Origin of the sequence: Rhodococcus sp. 105337 (assembly GCF_012844225.1) — a bacterium.
GTDB lineage: Bacteria > Actinomycetota > Actinomycetes > Mycobacteriales > Mycobacteriaceae > Rhodococcus.
Map to the genome: position 1 here is coordinate 84,928 of NZ_JABAGQ010000006.1, position 19,082 is coordinate 104,009.

At 68.0% G+C, this 19,082-nt stretch carries 19 protein-coding genes; 7 read left to right on the forward strand and 12 right to left on the reverse strand.

What is annotated here, in order from left to right:
- Positions 1 to 7 precede the first annotated feature (7 nt).
- Positions 8 to 2,122 (forward strand): fructose-specific PTS transporter subunit EIIC, encoded by a 2,115-nt coding sequence (locus tag HF886_RS11790; RefSeq protein WP_169620646.1) that lies wholly within the window; start codon positions 8 to 10, stop codon positions 2,120 to 2,122.
- A 31-nt stretch (positions 2,123 to 2,153) separates the two neighbouring features.
- Positions 2,154 to 2,411: an HPr family phosphocarrier protein gene (locus HF886_RS11795; RefSeq protein WP_169620645.1), complete on the forward strand. Its 258-nt coding sequence runs from the start codon at positions 2,154 to 2,156 to the stop codon at positions 2,409 to 2,411.
- On the opposite strand, the gene HF886_RS11800 is transcribed toward HF886_RS11795, so the two are convergent.
- The 5 genes from HF886_RS11800 to HF886_RS11820 all read right to left on the reverse strand — a co-directional run bounded on the left by HF886_RS11800 (position 2,392) and on the right by HF886_RS11820 (position 7,581).
- The gene (locus tag HF886_RS11800; protein ID WP_169652388.1) at positions 2,392 to 3,438 is read right to left on the reverse strand and encodes a hypothetical protein; all 1,047 of its coding nucleotides are present in this window, start codon (positions 3,436 to 3,438) and stop codon (positions 2,392 to 2,394) included. The genes HF886_RS11795 and HF886_RS11800 overlap by 20 nt on opposite strands.
- Entirely contained in the window at positions 3,438 to 4,904 is a 1,467-nt protein-coding gene (gene hflX / locus HF886_RS11805) for a GTPase HflX (protein ID WP_169652389.1), read from the reverse strand. Before hflX ends, HF886_RS11800 begins: the two co-directional genes overlap by 1 nt.
- A gap of 73 nt (positions 4,905 to 4,977) precedes the next feature.
- On the reverse strand, positions 4,978 to 5,844 hold the full coding sequence (gene dapF / locus HF886_RS11810) for a diaminopimelate epimerase (protein ID WP_169652390.1): 867 nt from the start codon (positions 5,842 to 5,844) through the stop codon (positions 4,978 to 4,980).
- 79 nt (positions 5,845 to 5,923) lie between these two features.
- The gene (miaA, locus tag HF886_RS11815) at positions 5,924 to 6,880 is read right to left on the reverse strand and encodes a tRNA (adenosine(37)-N6)-dimethylallyltransferase MiaA (RefSeq protein ID WP_346765353.1); all 957 of its coding nucleotides are present in this window, start codon (positions 6,878 to 6,880) and stop codon (positions 5,924 to 5,926) included.
- The gene (locus tag HF886_RS11820; protein WP_169652392.1) at positions 6,868 to 7,581 is read right to left on the reverse strand and encodes a class III extradiol dioxygenase subunit B-like domain-containing protein; all 714 of its coding nucleotides are present in this window, start codon (positions 7,579 to 7,581) and stop codon (positions 6,868 to 6,870) included. Before HF886_RS11820 ends, miaA begins: the two co-directional genes overlap by 13 nt.
- Positions 7,582 to 7,733: 152 nt before the next feature.
- Here HF886_RS11820 and HF886_RS11825 point away from each other — a divergent pair, with 152 nt between their 5' ends.
- Positions 7,734 to 9,146, forward strand: a complete 1,413-nt coding sequence (locus HF886_RS11825; RefSeq protein ID WP_169620639.1) for a DUF349 domain-containing protein — start codon at positions 7,734 to 7,736, stop codon at positions 9,144 to 9,146.
- Between the two features lie 66 nt (positions 9,147 to 9,212).
- Here the strand turns inward: HF886_RS11825 and HF886_RS11830 are convergent, their stop codons facing one another.
- Both HF886_RS11830 and miaB read right to left on the reverse strand, forming a co-directional pair.
- Positions 9,213 to 9,758, reverse strand: coding sequence for a hypothetical protein (locus tag HF886_RS11830; protein WP_169620638.1), 546 nt, complete (start codon positions 9,756 to 9,758; stop codon positions 9,213 to 9,215).
- Positions 9,755 to 11,284: a tRNA (N6-isopentenyl adenosine(37)-C2)-methylthiotransferase MiaB gene (gene miaB / locus HF886_RS11835; protein ID WP_169620637.1), complete on the reverse strand. Its 1,530-nt coding sequence runs from the start codon at positions 11,282 to 11,284 to the stop codon at positions 9,755 to 9,757. The genes HF886_RS11830 and miaB overlap by 4 nt, the downstream gene beginning before the upstream one ends.
- Before the next feature lie 221 nt (positions 11,285 to 11,505).
- Between miaB and gluA the strand changes: the two genes are divergently transcribed.
- From gluA to HF886_RS11855, 4 genes are all read left to right on the forward strand, one after another.
- A complete protein-coding gene (gluA, locus tag HF886_RS11840; protein ID WP_169620728.1) occupies positions 11,506 to 12,234 on the forward strand; it encodes a glutamate ABC transporter ATP-binding protein GluA in 729 nt (242 codons plus the stop codon).
- A gap of 104 nt (positions 12,235 to 12,338) precedes the next feature.
- A complete protein-coding gene (locus HF886_RS11845; RefSeq protein ID WP_169620636.1) occupies positions 12,339 to 13,172 on the forward strand; it encodes a glutamate ABC transporter substrate-binding protein in 834 nt (277 codons plus the stop codon).
- 131 nt (positions 13,173 to 13,303) lie between these two features.
- Positions 13,304 to 13,984: an amino acid ABC transporter permease gene (locus HF886_RS11850; RefSeq protein ID WP_169620635.1), complete on the forward strand. Its 681-nt coding sequence runs from the start codon at positions 13,304 to 13,306 to the stop codon at positions 13,982 to 13,984.
- Positions 13,981 to 14,883: an amino acid ABC transporter permease gene (locus HF886_RS11855; RefSeq protein WP_169652393.1), complete on the forward strand. Its 903-nt coding sequence runs from the start codon at positions 13,981 to 13,983 to the stop codon at positions 14,881 to 14,883. The genes HF886_RS11850 and HF886_RS11855 overlap by 4 nt, the downstream gene beginning before the upstream one ends.
- 4 nt (positions 14,884 to 14,887) lie before the next feature.
- Here HF886_RS11855 and recX read toward each other — a convergent pair whose 3' ends face one another.
- From recX to HF886_RS11880, 5 genes are all read right to left on the reverse strand, one after another.
- The gene (gene recX, locus HF886_RS11860; protein WP_169652394.1) at positions 14,888 to 15,529 is read right to left on the reverse strand and encodes a recombination regulator RecX; all 642 of its coding nucleotides are present in this window, start codon (positions 15,527 to 15,529) and stop codon (positions 14,888 to 14,890) included.
- A gap of 97 nt (positions 15,530 to 15,626) precedes the next feature.
- Positions 15,627 to 16,667: a recombinase RecA gene (gene recA, locus HF886_RS11865; RefSeq protein ID WP_169620632.1), complete on the reverse strand. Its 1,041-nt coding sequence runs from the start codon at positions 16,665 to 16,667 to the stop codon at positions 15,627 to 15,629.
- Between the two features lie 202 nt (positions 16,668 to 16,869).
- Complete coding sequence (locus tag HF886_RS11870; RefSeq protein ID WP_169652395.1) at positions 16,870 to 17,064, reverse strand: DUF3046 domain-containing protein; 195 nt, start codon at positions 17,062 to 17,064, stop codon at positions 16,870 to 16,872.
- Positions 17,065 to 17,152: 88 nt separating this feature from the next.
- Positions 17,153 to 18,298, reverse strand: a complete 1,146-nt coding sequence (locus HF886_RS11875) for a nucleotide disphospho-sugar-binding domain-containing protein (RefSeq protein WP_296550890.1) — start codon at positions 18,296 to 18,298, stop codon at positions 17,153 to 17,155.
- Between the two features lie 39 nt (positions 18,299 to 18,337).
- Complete coding sequence (locus HF886_RS11880) at positions 18,338 to 19,057, reverse strand: PIG-L deacetylase family protein (protein WP_169652396.1); 720 nt, start codon at positions 19,055 to 19,057, stop codon at positions 18,338 to 18,340.
- Positions 19,058 to 19,082: the final 25 nt, after the last annotated feature.

Here is a 19,082-nt window from a genome sequence, read left to right on the forward strand (position 1 = left end):
ACACGTCATGACACACAGCGCATCCGATCCCGGCGACCGCCCGGCGATCATCGACGCTGATCTCATTTCCCTCGACGTCGATCTGGGGTCCGACAGGGCGTCGGTGATCTCGGCACTCGCCGGACGCCTCGGTGCTGCCGGTCGCGCATCCGACGCCGAAGCACTCGCTGCATCGGTCCTCGACCGGGAAGCCAAGTCGGCCACCGGGCTTCCCGGCGGGCTGGCCATTCCCCACGCCCGGGCCGACTCCGTCACCACGCCTTCCCTGGCCTTCGCCCGATTGTCGCCGAAGGTCGATTTCGGGGCTCCCGACGGGCCCGCCGACCTGGTGTTCCTCATCGCCGCCCCCGAGGGCGCCGGTGCCGATCACATGAAGGTGCTCACCGCGCTCGCGCGGGCGCTGGTGCGGCCGGACTTCGTTGCCTCGCTGCGCGACGCGAAGTCCGCCGACGAGGTCATCACTCTGGTCGAGAGCGTCCTTCCGCCCCGGACACCGGGAACAGGAAGTGAACCGCAGCCGGCCGCAGCCGCCGCGGCCCCGCCGGGCGCCACCACGGAGAGCCCCACGGGCGCTGTGGCCGGCACCCACGCGCGGGAGGACGCCGAGGCGTCGACCTCTCCCGATTCCCGGACGATCGTCGCGGTGACCGCGTGCCCCACGGGTATTGCCCACACCTACATGGCCGCAGACGCATTGACCGCTGCCGCCGAACGCGCCGGAGTGACCCTCCGCGTCGAGACGCAAGGCTCGAGCGGCAGCACACCGCTTCCCGCCTCCGCGATCGCCGAGGCGGACGCTGTGATTTTCGCGACGGATGTCGGAGTCAAGGGACGCGAACGCTTCGGTGGTAAGCCCGTGATCGCCTCCGGAGTCAAACGCGCGATCAACGAACCCGACGTCATGATCGCCGAGGCGCTGCGGGCCGCATCCGATCCGTCGGCGCGCACGGTGGAGACCGACACGTCCGCCGCGACGCCGGAAGGCGGCGACACGGGATCCGATCTGGGCTGGGGCACCCGCCTGCGGCAGATCCTGCTCACCGGCGTGAGCTACATGATCCCGTTCGTCGCCGCCGGCGGCCTGCTCATCGCGCTCGGCTTCCTTCTCGCCGGACACGAGATCGGCGACTTCGCCGCCGACATCGTCCTCGACAACAGCCTCACCAATCTCCCCGACGGTGGCCTGACAACCTATCTCGGTGCGGTGCTGTATCAGATCGGGTCGCTGGCATTCTCCTTCCTGGTGCCGGCTCTCGCCGGATACATCGCGTTCGCGATTGCCGACAGACCAGGCCTGGCACCGGGTTTCACGGCCGGCGCCGTCGCCGTCTTCGTGGGAGCCGGGTTCATCGGCGGCCTGATCGGCGGCCTGATCGGCGGCTTCGCCGCGCTGTGGGTGGCCCGTATCCCGCTGCCTGCCTGGGCTCGGGGCCTGATGCCCGTCGTGATCATTCCGCTGCTCGCGAGCCTCATCGTCGGCGGCCTGATGTTCCTCGTGCTCGGACGCCCGCTCGCGGCGATTACCTCGGGATTGACCAACTGGCTCAACGGCCTCTCCGGAGGCTCGGCAGTACTGCTCGGCGTCATCCTCGGCCTGATGATGTGCTTCGACCTCGGGGGGCCGGTCAACAAGGCCGCGTACGCGTTCGCCGTCGCGGGACTGGACGTGAACAACCTGGCGTCGCTGCAGATCATGGCCGCGGTCATGGCTGCCGGCATGGTCCCGCCGCTCGCGATGGCGCTGTCGTCGCAGATCCGGCCGCGTCTCTACAGCGAGGCCGAACGCGAGAACGGGAAGGCCGCATGGCTGCTCGGGGCGTCCTTCATCTCGGAAGGCGCGATCCCGTTCGCAGCGGCGGACCCCTTCCGCGTAATCCCGTCCATGATGCTCGGCGGCGCGCTCACCGGCGGCCTCGTCATGGCCACGGGCGTCACGTTGTCCGCCCCGCACGGAGGACTGTTCGTCCTCTTCGCGATGGATCACGTGGTGTGGTTCCTCGTGGCACTGGTGGCGGGCACGATTGTGGCAGGAATCGCCGTCACCATCGCCAAGGAAGTCACCCACACCACCGACGCCATCGCCGACGAGTCCGATTCTCAGCCCACCGCAGTCCGTTCCTGAACCCGTCCCGTTCGCGATCGAAGGAGATCCCATGCCCAGCACCACCGTCGCCGTCGGCTCGTCCATCGGCCTGCACGCCCGTCCCGCCGGAATCATCTCCGAGGCCGTGGTCGCCTCGGGTGTTCCCGTGACGCTCTCCGTGGCCGGAGGCGAGCCGGTGGATGCCGGTTCGGCTCTGATGATCATGACGCTCGGCGCTTCTCAGGGCACCGAGGTGACTGTCACGTGCGACGACGACGCCGTTCTCGATCAGGTGGCGAAACTGGTGGCTACCGACCTCGACGCCTGATCGCCACCACTGCTGCGAGCGCGAGCACGACCACCGCCGCAGCCACCGCGCCCACCACGGGCAACACTGCGGTCGACAACTCTTCGTCGCCGGCGTCCTCGGGACTGTCGGCGACGAAGAGGTCTGTGACCCCGCGCACGATCCGGACGGGGGGCTGTTCCCCGGTGTCGGAGTTCACCTCCGACGCCGTCAGCAGATCACCGTCCGCGGTGAACGCTACCGCCTCGCCCTGTGGTTCTCCGGGGACGGCGATCCGCAGGTCCGGGCCGGACAACAGCGCCGCGACGATGTCGCGGTCCGGGGCGTGGAAGAGGTACACGTCGGTGTAGGTCCGTACCGCCGCGACCGTCCCGTCCTCGCTGACGGCTCCCCCGGTGATCATCGACGAGGACGCTCCCGGGACCGGTCCGCCCGGGGTCTCGGTAGGGCCGAGAGCGAGAGTGCCGACCCGCTCGAGATCTGTGGGTCCGGGCGACTCGAGTTCGGTCACGGTGCGGGCGCCGGCCGGCCGGTAGATCCCGCTCGGCCCGAACAACGACTTGGTGACGACGACAGGCTCGCCGTCGGCCGACACGAGAAGAGTTTCCGCGTCCTGGGGACCGTCCGGGTAGCGGAGGCGATACAGGTCGCCTGCGCCGGACTCGGGATCGAGCGAGACGAGCGCCACGGTCTGCCGGTTACGGGAGTTGTCACCGAGATCCGCGAGCCACAACCGGCCGTCGGACCCGGCTGCCATGTCCTCGACGTCGTACGGATCGGCGGGAGCCGGAAACCGTTGCACCACAGCGCACTCGGAATCGAGTTCGACGATTCTCTCGTCGGGGCCCGCGTCGGGTGTCGCGAACACCCGTCCGCCGAGCACCGCCAGACCCGACAGTTCGGCGAGTGCGGGATCGCTCGGGGTGCAGAGCACCTCGGGTACTACCCCGGCCGACGGGACCTGTCCGTCGTCTGCACCCGCCGGCGCCGCGAGCACCACGGCAAGCAGGAGCGGGACCCCCGCAGCCGAGCTGCGCACACCGCGCATCAGGCGGCGTATTCGCCCAATGCCGAGGCGAGCGCCATCGGAACCCTGGCATGCACACGCGTGCCGTCGGATTCGTGTGCCGAGTCCAGGATCTGCCCGTCGGAGTGGATACGGGCGAGCAGGTCTCCGCGGGTGTAGGGAACGAGCACCTTCACCTCCACGTCGGGGTCCTCGAGGACGCCGGCGAGCCGCGTGCGCAATTCGTCCATGCCCTCGCCTGTGCGAGCGGAGACGAACACCGCATCGGTGAGCAGGCTGCGGAGCTGGGTCAGCGTCACCGGATCGGCGGCGTCGACCTTGTTGACCACGATCAGTTCCGGCGGCGGCGGTGTGTCGCTCTCGCGCAACACCTCCGTGACGACCTCGCGCACCGCCTTGATCTGCTCGGTGGGCATCGGATCGGAACCGTCGACGACGTGCAGCAGCAGATCGGCGTCGGCGACCTCCTCGAGCGTCGACCGGAATGCCTCGACCAGCTGGGTCGGGAGGTGCCGGACGAACCCGACCGTGTCGGTCAGGACGAACTCGCGGCCGTCGGGCAGGGCTGCCCGGCGGGTCGTCGGATCGAGTGTCGCGAAGAGAGCGTTCTGCACCAGCACACCCGAGCCGGTCAGCGCGTTGAGCAGGCTGGACTTGCCGGCGTTGGTGTAACCGATGATCGCCACCGACGGAATCCGGTTGCGCAGCCGCCTGGTCCGTTTGGTGTCGCGCGCTGCCTTCATACCCTTGATCTCGCGGCGCAGCTTCGCCATCCGTTCGCGGATACGCCGACGGTCCGTTTCGATCTTGGTCTCGCCCGGACCGCGAAGACCGACGCCGCCGTTGCTGCCGGCACGGCCGCCCGCCTGGCGCGACATCGACTCACCCCAGCCACGCAGGCGGGGCAGCATGTACTCCATCTGTGCGAGGGAGACCTGTGCCTTGCCTTCGCGCGACGTCGCGTGCTGCGCGAAGATGTCGAGGATCAGCGCCGTCCGGTCGATGACCTTGACCTTGACCACCTTTTCCAGCGCTGTCAGCTGCGCAGGGGTGAGCTCACCGTCGCAGATGACGGTGTCGGCGCCGGTGGCAAGGACGATCTGACGGAGTTCCTCCGCCTTGCCGGAGCCGATGTAGGTCGCGGCGTCGGGTTTGTCGCGACGCTGGATCAGTCCGTCGAGGACCTCCGAGCCGGCAGTCTCCGCGAGTGCGGCGAGTTCGGCGAGGCTCGCGTCGGCCTGCGCGGACGTACCGCCGGTCCAGACACCCACGAGCACGACCCGCTCCAGCCTCAGCTGGCGGTACTCGACCTCGGTGACATCTTCGAGTTCGGTGGACAGCCCGGAGACGCGCCGAAGGGCGGCGCGATCGTCGAGTTGCATCTCGCCGACGGACGGATCGTCGACGGTCCAGTCTCCGTGTGCGGTGTTCGCATCGTCGGGACTGTCTTCTGTGGTGGCACGGTGGGTGTGCGATGTGTTTGTCATACGCCTCCATGTTCCCATGAAGCCCGAATCGATGCATTCGAGTTTCTGCCGCCTCCACCGGGGAGAGGCCAGGTCACCGGAGGGACGACCACCAGTCGTCTGCAAGCTCACCCTTCGCGACGAGGACCGAGGGACCCCGCAGCCACGCACGGCCCTGCTCGATACGCACCTCTACGGAGCCGCCGGGCACACGCACCTGGACCACGCCTTCCTCGCTGCCGTCGTAGTTCAGCGCGGCAGCCGCAGCGGCCACGGTTCCGGTTCCGCAGGAGCGGGTCTCCCCCACACCGCGCTCGTGCACTCGCATGTGTACCGCCCCGGAGAGGATCGGCGTCAGAAACTCGATGTTGACCCCCTGCGGGAAGAACCCCGGGTCGAACCCGGGCGCAGTCAGATCGAGCGCTGCGAGACTCGACTCGGTCAGAGCGGGGTCGACGCACGCCAGGTGCGGGTTTCCGACGTCGATGCCGATTCCACTGTAGAAGCGGCCGTCGAGCGTTGCGGTGGACGTGCCGAGTTGCCGGACGAGTCCCATGTCCACGGTGACCTCGCCGAAGACGGGTCCGGTCGCATGCACCTGAACCGGCTTTCCGCCCGCGCGGCTGCCGACCACGAAGTCCCGCCCCGTCTCGAGACCGTGGGCCGTGAGGTAGTGCGCGAAGACCCGGACCCCGTTGCCGCACATCTCGGCGATCGACCCGTCCGCATTCCTGTAGTCCATGAACCAGTCGTCGGCGCCGGTGCCTTCGGGGAGTTCGGGTAGCACCCCGGCGGACACGAGGGCTCCGGTGCGCGCGACACGGAGAACACCGTCGGCGCCGAGCCCGCGGCGGCGGTCGCACAGCGCCGCGATCCGTTCGGGCGCGAGATCCAACCGCGCGTCGGGATCGGGGAGGATCACGAAGTCGTTCTCGGTGCCGTGCCCTTTGCTGAACTCCATGCCGGTCACCTTATCGAGGACAGGCCGTCAGCGACGGTCCGGCGTCATCCGAGAGCTCGGCGTCACACCGTTCTCGGCGTCACACCGTTCTCGGCGTCAGACCGGTCTCGGCGTCCCGCACGGCACGCAGCGCGGACTCGGTGAGCTTCGGATCGCCGCCGTCGAGCCAGTGGATGCGCGGATCACGCCGGAACCACGAACGCTGGCGCCGGACGTAACGGCGGGTCCCGATGAACGTACGTTCGCGAGCATGGGCGAGGTCGTACCCGCCGTCGAGATACTCGAGAACCTGGGCGTACCCGATGGCGCGGTGGGCCGTGACGCCGTCGCGCAATCCGTTCTCGGCCAGCGTCCGGACCTCGTCCACGAGCCCGAGGTCGAACATGGTGTCGGTGCGGCGAGCTATGCGGTCGTCCAGTTCCCCGGTCTCGCGGTCGACGCCGAGGATCACGGTGTCCCAGCGGGGATCACCGATCGTCGGCTGGGATGCGGCGAACGGCATGCCGGTGAGTTCGACGACCTCGAGTGCACGCACCATCCGTCTGCCGTCGGTGGGAAGGATCGTCTCGGCCGCGACGGGGTCGGCGTGGCGTAGCGCCTCGTGCACGGCTGCGGGCCCGCCCTCGTCGAGCACTGCCTCCCACTTGGCGCGGACCTGCGGGTCCGTCGCGGGGAACTGCCACTCGTCGAGCAACGCCTGGACGTACATCATCGAGCCGCCCACGATCACGGGGACGCGTCCCCGGGCGAGTACGGCTTCGATATCCGCTGTCGCGGCAACCTGATAACGGGCGACCGTCGCCGTTTCGGAGACATCGAGAACGTCGAGTTGATGATGCGGAATCCCTCGCCGTTCCTCGACGGGAAGTTTGGCGGTTCCGATGTCCATGCCGCGGTACTGCTGCATCGCGTCGATGTTGACGATTTCGCCGCCCAGCGTGTCCGCGAGGTCCAGGCCGAGGTCGGACTTGCCGGTCGCGGTGGGACCGACGACAGCGATCGGTCGTAGTACCGTCCCGCCGGTCACGGGCGCCACAGCCCCGTGTAGTAGCCCACGCCGTACGGCGCCTCGGCATAGGTGACCGCCGCAGAGGCGGGCGCCCGAGTGAACGCGGCGGCGAACACCTGCCATGCCGCGCGGCCGGCCAGCCGGACCTCGGCGCACAGGGCCGGGTCGAGCGCCGCCAGACCGTCGGGGTCGCCCGAGGCCAACGCCGTCGCAAGCTCCGAGTCGACGTTCCCGGATCGGGGGTCGAACGCTCCCGGCGCCTTGTCCGTCAGGGTCGCGGGACCGTCCGCGACCACCAGCAGCGCACGTGGGACGGAGTCGGCGTCGAGCCGTTCGCGCACCAGGCGGCCGAGCTTCGCGCACGTCGCGGGGTCGGCGTCTTCGGCCAGGATGTGCACGTCGACGAGGGTTTCCGGAGCCACGCGGTCTCGAAGCCATCCGGCGACGAGAGCAGCGAGCGGGAGATCGGGATCGGGCTCGCCACGCGCGCCCGGTCCCAGCGCGACGGGAACATCCGCCCCGTACCCGCGGAAGGTGCCGCGTGCCGTCGGGGGGACCTCGACAGCAACATCTCCTGTGCCGACGACGAGCCACTCGGGGACCGCAGCGAGTTCGCGGGCGACGTCGAGCACCGCCCGGCGAAGGGCATCGGTTTCGGCCACGGCGAGACCGTTGAGCTCCGGTACGAGCAGCGGTGGGGAGGGCACGAAGGCCCCGGCGATCAACACACCGGCAACGGTAGTCGACCGGACCCGGCGCCCTGCGCCGCCACGACCTGTTTCAATAGGGGGCGGATGTGTGGTCACGGACTCCCGCGACCCGACCTGCGGTAGAACGATGCGACCAGGCAGCCGTGCCGCGCGGCAGAGATGAGGTACTGATGAGTGACCCGAATGCACCGGAACCCGCAGTGGAGCGGACGCCCGGCGATGCACCCCGGCCCGGACCGCCCAAGCCGGGTGCCCCGCGTCCCGGCCCGGTGAAGGCCGCGACCGCCGGCGTCCAGAGCACCGGCTCGCACCCCAAGCCGCACCCCGTCACCTCCCAGAGCCATCCACACATGCCCTCGGTGCCGGCCGGCGATCCCAGCAAGTTCGGCCGGGTCGACGAAGACGGCACCGCGTGGGTCGTCACCGCCGAGGGGGAACGCTGCATCGGTTCGTGGCAAGCCGGTGACGCAGCAGAAGGCCTCGCCCACTTCGGGCGCCGATACGACGATCTCGCCACCGAGGTAGCAATCCTCGAGACGCGGCTCGCCTCCGGCACCGGTGACATCAAGAAGACACGCGCCGCGGCGGAAGCCCTCGCCGAATCCCTCCCGACGGCCGCGGTGATCGGAGACCTCGACGCGCTCTCCGCGCGGCTCGCCGACATCATCACCGCGTCGGAGCAGGCTGCCGTCGCCGCCAAGCACGAGAAGGAACAGCAGCGCGCCGAGAGCACCGCACGGAAAGAAGCGCTCGCAGCGGAAGCCGAGACGATCGGTGCCGAGTCGACGCAGTGGAAAGCGGCGGGCGATCGGCTCCGCGAGATCCTCGACGAGTGGAAGTCCATCCGCGGAGTCGACCGGAAGGCCGACGACGTCTTGTGGCGCCGGTACTCGAAGGCCCGCGAAGCGTTCAACCGTCGTCGCGGTGCGCACTTCGCCGAACTGGACCGTGAGCGGGCAACCGCCAAGAGCCGCAAGGAAGAGCTGGTCGCGCGGGCCGAGTCGCTGCGGGACTCGACCGACTGGGGCGCTACCGCAGCCACCTTCCGCGACCTGCTCGCCGAGTGGAAGGCCGCCGGCCGGGCGCCGCGCGAAGCGGACGATCAGCTGTGGAAGCGTTTCAAGGCCGCGCAGGACGTGTTCTTCGCGGCGCGCAACAGCGCGAACGCCGAGCGCGAGGCCGAGTTCGAGGAGAACGCGCGCGCGAAGGAAGCCTTGCTCGAGAAGGCCGCGACGATCGACCCGTCCACGGACGTGGAGGCCGCGCGGGCGCAACTGCGGGAACTGCAGGACAAGTGGGAGGCGATCGGCAAGGTGCCGCGCGAGCGCACCCACGACCTCGAAGGCCGCCTGCGCGCCATCGAGAAGCGCGTCCGCGACGCCTCCGAGTCGGAGTGGCGCCGCACCGACCCCGAAGCTCTCGCCCGTGCCGCGCAGTTCCGTGAGCGGGTGCGTCAGTTCGAGGACCAGGCCGCCAAGGCGACGGCGAACGGCCGCGAGAAGGAAGCGGAGCAGGCCTTGGCGCAGGCTTCGCAGTGGCGTGAATGGGCCGAAGCCGCAGAAGGCGCCGTCGGCGAACTGTGACGGACATACGACGGTGCCCCTCCCGGAATCGGGAGGGGCACCGTCGTCTGTAGCGCCGGGGGATCTCTACGTATCGCGGAACAGCCGCGGGCGGTCGTTTTCGGCGACGACGCGACGCAGGTCGCTCTCTGCTTCGAGTTGTGCGGACGTCCGCGCCCACACCACGCGTGCCCAGTGGAAGACGATCACCATCATCGCGAACCAGCCCAGGACGACTCCGAAGCCCGGGCCGCTCGCCACCGACTCGACGGGCAGCGTCTGACGTGTCCAGATCGAGAGCATCCCGAACACGAGTGTGACCGACGAACCTGCCAGCGTCACCCAGGCCAGCACCCATTTGCGGGTGAGCAGCGCCAGGATCGAGCCGAGTCCGCCGAAGATCAGGGCGAACCACACGAACAGCCGGGACGGGAGGGCGATCTCCTGCGTCACGGCGTCGGGGGCGAAGGCCAGCACCTCCCAGCCGTTCGCCGAACCCGCGTGCGGCAGAGCGAACGAGCCGAGCAGCACGAGCACTGCGATCGCCACGACCATCGCACGCGCACCGGGATCGATCTCTTTGGCGGCGTTCCGTTCGGCGGCCTCGAGGCCGGCACGGATCTCCTCGGTCATGCGTTACATCCCATCTGGGTCGGGAGGTCGGCAGGAGCACCGATCGTGGGCAGGCCCAGACCCACGCCGATCGGCGGAGTCTTGGGGAGTTTGCCCTGCTCGAAATGGTCTCCGGCGCGGGTACGGCGGTGGGTGAGTATCGGGTTGTCGGCGATGAGGTGGTGCGGCGCCGCCCCGGTGACGACGACTGTGATCACGTCGCCGGGACGAACAGCGGTGTCGATGTTGCCTTCGGGACGGAAGTGCACGAGGCGCCCGTCGCGTGCGCGCCCGCTCATGCGCGCGGTCTCGGCGTTCTTGCGCCCTTCCCCGGCGGCGACGAGCAGTTCCACCTCGGTACCCACGAGTTCGCGGTTCGCCTCGAGGGTAATGCGCTCCTGGAGTGCGATGAGCCGCTCGTAGCGTTCCTGGACGACTGCCTTGGGAACCTGGCCGTCCATCTCGGCTGCCGGGGTGCCGGGGCGCTTCGAGTACTGGAAGGTGAACGCACTGGTGAAACGGGCCTGTTCGACGACGTCGAGAGTGTCCTGGAAATCTTCCTCGGTCTCGCCGGGGAAGCCCACGATGATGTCGGTGGTGATCGCGGCGTGCGGCATCGCGGCGCGCACCCTGTCGATGATGCCGAGGAACCGGTCCTTGCGGTAGGACCGGCGCATCGCGCGCAGGATCCGGTCGCTGCCGGACTGCAGCGGCATGTGGAGCTGCGGGCAGACATTCGGTGTGTGCGCCATCGCTTCGATGACGTCGTCGGTGAACTCCGCCGGATGGGGTGAGGTGAACCGCACACGCTCGAGGCCCTCGATGTCACCGCACGCACGCAGAAGCGAGGCGAAGGCGCCGCGGTCGCGGGGCTGTTCGGGATCGGCGAAGGACCGGCCGTACGAGTTGACGTTCTGCCCGAGCAGCGTCACTTCGAGGACACCTTCGTCGACGAGGGCTTTGACCTCGGCGAGTATGTCGCCCGGACGCCGGTCGACTTCCTTGCCCCGCAGCGACGGCACGATGCAGAACGTGCAGGTGTTGTTGCATCCGACCGAGATGGACACCCATCCCGCGTACGGCGACTCCCGCTTGGCGGGAAGCGTGGAGGGGAAGGCCTCGAGGGAATCGAGAATTTCGACTTCCGCGCGGCGATTGTGACGCGCCCGCTCGAGCAGCGCCGGCAGGTTCCCGATGTTGTGGGTGCCGAAGACCACGTCGACCCACGGGGCCTTCTGGACGACGAGACTGCGGTCCTTCTGCGCGAGACAGCCTCCGACCGCGATCTGCATGTCGGGGTTCTCGTCCTTGACCGGCCGCAGGTGACTGAGGTTGCCGTAGAGCTTGTTGTCTGCGTTCTCGCGGACTGCGCACGTGTTGAAAACAACGAGGTCAGGGGACGTTCCCGGGGAAGCGCGATGAAAACCGGCGTCCTCGAGCAATCCGGACAGTCGCTCGGAATCGTGCACGTTCATCTGGCAGCCGTATGTGCGGACTTCGTAGGTCCGGGCAGCGGCGCGGGAGACATTCTCGTCGATCAGTGACACGTCTCAGGGTAGCTCACGCGGACGAGGGGTCTTCCCGCCGGTGACGCCGGGCGACCGACGAACCGGTCTGTTCCGGTGGCGGCCGTAAATTTTCCGTGACAGCATTCACTCCACGGCCCGAAATGCGAGGAATCGGCGCAAGGACCGCATAAGGTCTTCCCATGACATCACCGGCAGCCGGGACGGAGAAGCCGTCCGACAACTCGGACAGCACCACCTCGATGATCTCCCTCTCCCGAGTCGACAAGCACTTCGGCGACCTTCACGTGCTGCAGGACATCAACGTCGAAATCCCTCGTGGGCAGGTCGTGATCGTGGTCGGTCCCTCGGGATCGGGAAAATCCACACTGTGCCGCACCATCAACCGGCTCGAACCGATCGACTCGGGAGAGATCCGGGTCGACGGCACGCTGCTTCCCGCCGAGGGCAAGGCTCTCGCGAAGCTCCGTTCCGACGTCGGCATGGTGTTCCAGTCCTTCAACCTCTTCGCCCACAAGACGATCCTCGAGAACGTGACGCTCGGGCCCGTGAAGGTGCGGAAGATGAAGAAGGACGACGCACGCGAGACCGGCATGCGGCTCCTCGAACGCGTGGGCATCGCCAACCAGGCCGACAAGTACCCCGCGCAGCTTTCGGGTGGCCAGCAGCAGCGCGTCGCCATCGCGCGGGCGCTTGCCATGAACCCGAAGGTGATGCTGTTCGACGAGCCCACGTCGGCGCTCGATCCCGAAATGGTTCAGGAAGTCCTCGACGTCATGACCTCGCTGGCGAAGGAGGGCATGACGATGGTCGTCGTGACCCACGAGATGGGCTTCGCCCGCAAGGCCGGCGACCGGGTGCTGTTCATGGCGGACGGCCGGATCGTCGAAGACACCGACCCGGACAGCTTCTTCACCTCGCCCAGTTCCGATCGCGCCAAGGACTTCCTCGGCAAGATCCTCAGCCACTGAGCCGACCTCGTGGGCGTACTGCCCCGTGAGGTCCCTGCAAGCGCCGGTGCGGAGATGTCCGCGCCGTTTCCACCCGCACGACACCCGCAAACCGGAGGTACTCGATGAAACTGTCCCGCTCGATCCGCCTGGGCATCGGCATGATTGCCCTTGCCGTCACCGCGACGGCCTGCGGCGGCGACGAGACGCGCAGCGTGTCGGATTCTGCCGAGAACGGCAACCTGACCGTCGGCATCAAGTTCGATCAGCCCGGGCTCGGCCTGCGCAACCCCGACGGAACCTTCACCGGGTTCGACGTCGAGGTTGCGAAGTACATCGCCGGCCAGCTCGGCGTCTCGGAAGAGAACATCGAGTTCAAGGAAGCCCCGTCGGCACAGCGCGAGACGCTCATCCAGAACGGTGAGGTCGACTACGTCGTCGCGACCTACTCGATCACCGATTCCCGCAAGGAGAAGGTCGACTTCGCCGGCCCGTACTTCGTCGCCGGCCAGTCGCTGCTGGTGCGCTCGGACAACACCGACATCACCGGCCCCGATTCGCTCAACGGTGGCAAGCGTCTCTGCTCGGTCGCAGGTTCGACCCCGGCGCAGAAGGTCAAGGACACCTACGCGCAGGACGTCCAGTTGCAGGAATTCGACACCTACTCGGCATGCGTCGAGGCGCTGCGGAACGGGGCCGTCGATGCGGTGACCACCGACGACATCATCCTCGCCGGCTACGCAGCACAGAGCCCCGGCGAGTTCAAGGTCGTCGGTGAGCCGTTCACCGAGGAGCGTTACGGCATCGGCGTCGCCCTCGGCGACGACGAGTCGCGCACCGCGATCAACGACGCGATCGAAGAGATGATCTCCAGCGGAGCATGGGAATCTGCGTTCCAGGAGACGGTCGGCGCGTCGGGCTACCCGCTCCCCGAAGCACCGTCGGTCGACAAGTACTGAGTAGAACCCGGCACCGGTCGATCCGGTTCCGGAAGTCCCCGCCGAAGTAGCGCCCGGCCGGTTCGTCGACGACGTCGCGAACCGGCCGGACCGCTCCGGCAACCGCCCTCCCCTCGATCCGGAGTAGACCTGTGGATCTGTTGAGCAAGTACGGAAGCCAGCTGCTCGATGCGTTCTGGACCACCATCCAGCTGACGGTCGTGTCGGCAATCGGCGCGCTGGTCCTCGGAACGATCCTCGCGGGCATGCGGGTTTCCCCCATCCCCGTCGCGAGGGCCATCGGCACCGCCTACGTGACCATCTTCCGTAACACGCCACTGACGCTGATCATCATTTTCTGCCTGTTCGGGTTGTCTCAGACACTCGGAGTGAAACTCGCCTCGGAGTCTTCCCCGACGTTCCTCGTCGACAACAACTTTCGCCTCGCGGTGCTCGGTCTGACCGTGTACACCGCCGCGTTCGTGTGTGAGTCCCTGCGCTCGGGCATCAACACCGTGTCGCTCGGGCAGTCCGAGGCCGGGCGCTCACTGGGCCTGACCTTCGGGCAGAACCTCCGGCTCATCGTGCTGCCCCAGGCATTTCGTGCGGTGATCGCGCCGCTCGGTTCGGTGCTGATCGCCTTGACGAAGAACTCGACCATCGCCTCGGTGATCGGTGTCTCCGAAGCGTCGCTGCTGATGAAGACGATGATCGAGAACGAAGCCGCGATCTTCGCGATCGGTGGCATCTTCGCCCTCGGGTTCGTGATCCTGACCCTCCCGACCGGCCTTCTCTTCGGCTGGCTCAGCAAGCGATTCGAGGTAGCACGATGAGTGCCAGCGGAAGCGTTCTCTACGACGTACCCGGCCCCCGCGCGAAGGCGATCTACCGGATCCTGTCGGTGGTGGTGGTCGCGCTACTGCTGCTCGCCGCGTGGTTCATCTACCGAGCACTCGACTCGCAGGGTCAGCTGACCGCGGCGAAGTGGGAGCCGTTCCTCGAATCGACCAGCTGGACAACGTATCTCCTCCCCGGCATCCGGGGAACGCTCATCGCAGCGGCCGCATCGATCGTTCTGGCGCTGATTCTCGGTGCTGTGCTGGGCATCGCGCGCATGTCGGATCATCGCCCGGTACGTATCGTCGCCGGCACCATCGTGGAACTGTTCAGGGCCGTTCCCGTCCTGATCCTCATGATCTTCGCCTACCAGGTGTTCGCCGAGTACCGCGTGTTCAAGTCGGATTATCTGGCACTCGCTGCGGTGATCACCGGCCTGACGCTCTACAACGGATCGGTGATCGCCGAGATCGTGCGAGCCGGCATCAACTCGCTTCCCCGCGGCCAGACCGAGGCCGCATCGGCGATCGGCATGCGGAAGAACCAGGTCATGCGGCTCATCCTGCTGCCGCAGGCGGTCACGGTGATGTTGCCGGCGATCGTGTCGCAGATGGTGATCGCGCTGAAGGACTCCGCGCTCGGCTACCTCATCGGATACGTCGAAGTAGTGCGTTCCGGACAGCAACTCGGCGCCTTCTTCTCCAACTACCTGCCGTCGCTGCTCGTGGTGGCCGCCATCATGATCGTGCTCAACAGTGCTCTGACCCAGTTCGCGACGCGACTCGAGAAGCGTTTGCGTTCCGGACGCGGGAAGAAGGGCGCAGTGCCTGCGGAAAGTCCTCAGACGATCCCTGTGCTGGCCGTCCCGGGCATGGACATCACCGACAAGCGGTGACCTGTCAGTCGGCGGGCAGGTCGCCGGTGTCGGCACCGAGGGCCGCGAGTTCCTGCCGCACCACGTCGAAGGCCATGCCCTGCGCGTAGCCGCGTCGTGCCAGCATTCCCACCAGCCGCCGCACCACCTTGTCTCGCTCGAGCGCACGTTCGCGCCGGTCGCCCTCGGTGGACAGCGGCGGCTGGGTGCGAAGCTTCTTCCGGACCAGTTCGACGGCGCGCTCTCGTTCGTCGTCGCTGTCGATCCGGTCGAGGGCCGCTTCGGCGTCGTCGGCGTCGATGCCCTTGCGCCGCAACTCGAGCGCGATCGCACGTTTTCCTCTGCCGGAGTACAGGTGACGTGACCGCGCCCATTGCTGGGCGAAGTCCGCGTCGTCGATCAGTCCCACCTCGGTGAGACGGTCGAGGGTGCGTTCGGCGACTTCCGCTGTGAAGCCTTTCTGCTCGAGCTTCGCGGCAAGTTCGGCGCGGCTGCGGGCGCGATCGGTGAGCAAGCGAAGGCACACGTCTTTCGCCTGTGCTTCGGTTCCTCCGCCGGGCCCCTTGCCGGTGCCCCGGTCGGTGCGGGAACTGCGGTCGGGCCCGGAGCTTCGCTCGGATCTGCGTCGGCTACTCCCCCGAGTGCCCCCTCGGCTGCTGTCGTCCATGCTGCGGACACTAGAGGAGGACACCGACGGGATACGAGGAAGGGACCGACCACACCGGTCGGCCCCTTCCTCACGAACCTCGTGGAAGTCTCGAACTCTAGAAGTCTGCGGGCTCTTCGGCCTCGCCGGCGGTGACGACCGCCCCGATGCCGAGCTTCTCCTTGATCTTCTTTTCGATCTCGTCACGCACGTCGGTGTTCTCGAGCATGAACTTTCGGGCGTTCTCCTTGCCCTGTCCGAGCTGATCGCCCTCGTAGGTGTACCAGGAGCCCGACTTCCGAATGAAGCCGTGCTCGACACCCATGTCGATCAGCGAACCTTCCTTGCTGATGCCGTGTCCGTACAGGATGTCGAACTCTGCCTGCTTGAAAGGAGGCGACACCTTGTTCTTGACGACCTTGACGCGGGTGCGGTTGCCCACCGCGTCGCCGCCGTCCTTGAGCGTCTCGATCCGTCGCACATCGAGACGCACGGAGGCGTAGAACTTCAGCGCCTTGCCACCGGTGGTGGTCTCGGGGCTGCCGAACATCACGCCGATCTTCTCGCGCAACTGGTTGATGAAGATCGCGGTGGTGCCGGAGTTGCTGAGCGCGCCGGTCATCTTGCGCAGTGCCTGGCTCATGAGCCGGGCCTGCAGGCCGACGTGGCTGTCGCCCATCTCGCCTTCGATCTCGGCTCGGGGCACGAGAGCCGCCACCGAGTCGATCACGATGATGTCGAGGGCACCGGAACGGATGAGCATGTCTGCGATCTCGAGAGCCTGCTCACCGGTGTCGGGCTGGGAGACCAGCAGCGCGTCGGTGTCGACTCCGAGGTTGCGGGCATATTCGGGGTCGAGCGCGTGCTCGGCGTCGATGAAGGCGGCGAGACCGCCGTTCGCCTGTGCGTTTGCCACCGCATGCAGTGCCACCGTCGTCTTACCGGAGGATTCCGGCCCGTAGATCTCGACGACGCGGCCACGCGGGAGACCACCGATTCCGAGCGCGACGTCGAGAGCGATCGACCCGGTCGGGATCACTGCGATGGGCTGGTGGGCTTCCTCCCCCAGTCGCATCACCGAGCCCTTGCCGAAGTTCTTGTCGATCTGCGCGAGGGCGAGCTCGAGCGCCTTTTCGCGATCGTGAGTCTGTGCTGCCATGTTGGTCCCCTTCATCGAATCTCGTCCTGCTTGTCGACGACGTTAGAAGCCGGTACCGACAAGTTCGCTGCGGCGAGCACAGAACGTCTCTTCTGTGGATGGATTCGCTCCGTGTGGACGGCGTCGTCACCGCCCGGCCATATCAGCATAGACGAACATCTGTTCGAATGGTCGGAACAGGGCACTCCCCGCTGCGCTGCGGTCACCGTCGCGCCGGTGGCACATCGAACTCTTCGCACAAAGCCCGCCACACCTCCCGAGGTTCCTGGCCTGCCTCGATCGCCTGGGCGGCGGTACGGCCGCCCAGTTCGAGGAGCACGTGGTCGCGCAGCAGGGCGTCGCCGTGCATCTGCCCGAATTCGTCTCGGACCATCTCGTGGAATTCCGTCAACCGCACGCGCCCCACGGTAGTCGTCCCCGACGACGCGGTGCCGCATCCGCCCCGCGGCAATTCGATCTTCCCGAGTTCCTCACCGCACCGTGCTTCAGCGGAGGGCGGCCTCGCACACCGCGACCGGGTCCTCGACACTTCCCGCCGTGGCAGCCGCGGCGCGGGCCGCCGCCGCGAACTCCGGGCGCGACAACACCGTCTCCACCGCGGTCCGCACCGCGCCCGCATCCAGCGGCCGCACGACCACGGCGCTGCCCTGGCGGGCCGCACGGTTCGCAAGCTCCCACTGGTCGCCTTCACCGGGAACGATCACGGCGGGAACTCCGGCGCTGAGCGCCTTCGCCAGCATTCCGTGCCCTCCGCCGCACACCACCACATCGGCGGCACGGAGCAGCACGTCCTGACGGCCGCGCCCCGCGACCGCCCAGTCCGGCAGCGAACCGGCCGGCGGGTCGAGCATCGTCGCCGCCACCCGCATCCCCGTGCCGCTCAGCCCCTCGCACACCGACTCGACCAGTCCCACGACACCGGTCGTGGCGGTCGACGGTGCGACCATCACCAGCGGCCCGGTGCCGGACGGAGGCTCGAGCACCACGTCGGTGGGTTCCCACAGCAGCGGGCCGACGACGTGGGCGTGCGCGGGCCAGTCGGGCCGGGGCACCTCGAGGGCGGGCACGGTCGCGACGAGGCGCGCGCACGGTCCGGGGTCCCGGGCCGGCAGGCCGATCCCGATCCGCGCGTCCGCCCTGTGCCGGACACCTTTACGCACCGAACTCGCGGTCATGGCACGCAGCACGGTGTCCCGGAGGCGTCCTGCCGCTCCGGTGCCCACGGCGAGCCCGCTTCCGATCGGCGGCAATCCTCGAGACGGGAGGTAGAGGGGGTGCGGCGACAATTCGATCCAGGGAATGCCCAGTCGCTCGGCCGCCATGCCGCCCCCGGCGGTGATGACGTCCGACACCACGAGGTCCGGGAGCAGGGCGCTGAGGTCCTGGAGCATCTCGGTCGCGATGTGAGCGGCCCGCCCATGGATCTTGGCTCCGGCATCCGCGTCGTCGTCGTCCGACCGCGGAGCCAGCCCCTTGAGCTCGGCGACGGTCACGCCCGGAACATCGATGCCGAACCAGCGCTCACCGGTGAACAGGATCGCCTCGTGGCCGGCGGCGGCGAACCGGCGCGACAATTCGATCGCCGGAATCGCATGGCCTGCATCGGGTCCTGCCACCACTGCCACTCGCACGCAGCTCAGACTGCCACAGCCGATCAGGACGGTCCGCTGCTACCCCGCGACGGTGAACAGTTCGAACCCGACGGCACGCTCGGCCGGGAACCCCGGCAACGCTCCCGACGACATCTGCACCTGTGCCCGGGCCTGCTCGTCGACGTCCACGGTGCTCAGCGCCTCGAGATATCGCCGGTGCGCCGCGAGCGAGCGCTCGGCGGTCTCGACAGTCTCGGTGACGTCGACCGCGTGCGTCGGTGACGGAGTGTTCACCGCGATCCACCGCACACCCGGCCAGGGTTCGAGCCCGTCGCGGGTCAATTCCGGAAAGATCCACTCGTTGGCGGCGTCGGCCACCGCGTCGAGGACGCAGATGCCGAGTGCACGATGGTCCGCGCTGTTGAGGATTCCGGGCAACCAGGTCTCCCCGAAATGGGCGGTCACGACCATCTGCGGCCGGTGCCGCCGGATCGCGGCCGCGATAGCGCGGCGCAGTTCCGGACCCGCGACGAGCAGGCCGTCGGCGTGCCCGAGGAACTCGACGGATTCGACCCCGACGATCCGAGCGGACTCCCGCTCCTCGTCCTCACGTACAGGCGCGGATTGTGCCGGCGGAAGACCGGCGATACCCGCTTCGCCACGTGTCGCGAGGACATACCGCACGTCCTTGCCCTGCCGCGTCCATCTCGCGACTGCCGCCGCCGCGCCGTATTCGATGTCGTCCGGGTGCGCCACCACCACGACGGCGCGTTGCCAGTCCTCCGGTACAGGATCCATGCACTCACTATCCACCCGCACGATC

Bases quoted from the DNA above. Each gene is read 5' to 3' on its own strand.
- HF886_RS11790 (WP_169620646.1), top strand. From the start codon at position 8: ATGACACACAGCGCATCCGATCCCGGCGACCGCCCGGCGATCATCGAC.
- HF886_RS11795 (WP_169620645.1), top strand. From the start codon at position 2,154: ATGCCCAGCACCACCGTCGCCGTCGGCTCGTCCATCGGCCTGCACGCC.
- HF886_RS11800 (WP_169652388.1), bottom strand. From the start codon at position 3,438: ATGCGCGGTGTGCGCAGCTCGGCTGCGGGGGTCCCGCTCCTGCTTGCC.
- hflX (WP_169652389.1), bottom strand. From the start codon at position 4,904: ATGACAAACACATCGCACACCCACCGTGCCACCACAGAAGACAGTCCC.
- dapF (WP_169652390.1), bottom strand. From the start codon at position 5,844: ATGGAGTTCAGCAAAGGGCACGGCACCGAGAACGACTTCGTGATCCTC.
- HF886_RS11825 (WP_169620639.1), top strand. From the start codon at position 7,734: ATGAGTGACCCGAATGCACCGGAACCCGCAGTGGAGCGGACGCCCGGC.
- HF886_RS11830 (WP_169620638.1), bottom strand. From the start codon at position 9,758: ATGACCGAGGAGATCCGTGCCGGCCTCGAGGCCGCCGAACGGAACGCC.
- gluA (WP_169620728.1), top strand. From the start codon at position 11,506: ATGATCTCCCTCTCCCGAGTCGACAAGCACTTCGGCGACCTTCACGTG.
- HF886_RS11845 (WP_169620636.1), top strand. From the start codon at position 12,339: ATGAAACTGTCCCGCTCGATCCGCCTGGGCATCGGCATGATTGCCCTT.
- HF886_RS11855 (WP_169652393.1), top strand. From the start codon at position 13,981: ATGAGTGCCAGCGGAAGCGTTCTCTACGACGTACCCGGCCCCCGCGCG.
- recX (WP_169652394.1), bottom strand. From the start codon at position 15,529: ATGGACGACAGCAGCCGAGGGGGCACTCGGGGGAGTAGCCGACGCAGA.
- recA (WP_169620632.1), bottom strand. From the start codon at position 16,667: ATGGCAGCACAGACTCACGATCGCGAAAAGGCGCTCGAGCTCGCCCTC.
- HF886_RS11880 (WP_169652396.1), bottom strand. From the start codon at position 19,057: ATGGATCCTGTACCGGAGGACTGGCAACGCGCCGTCGTGGTGGTGGCG.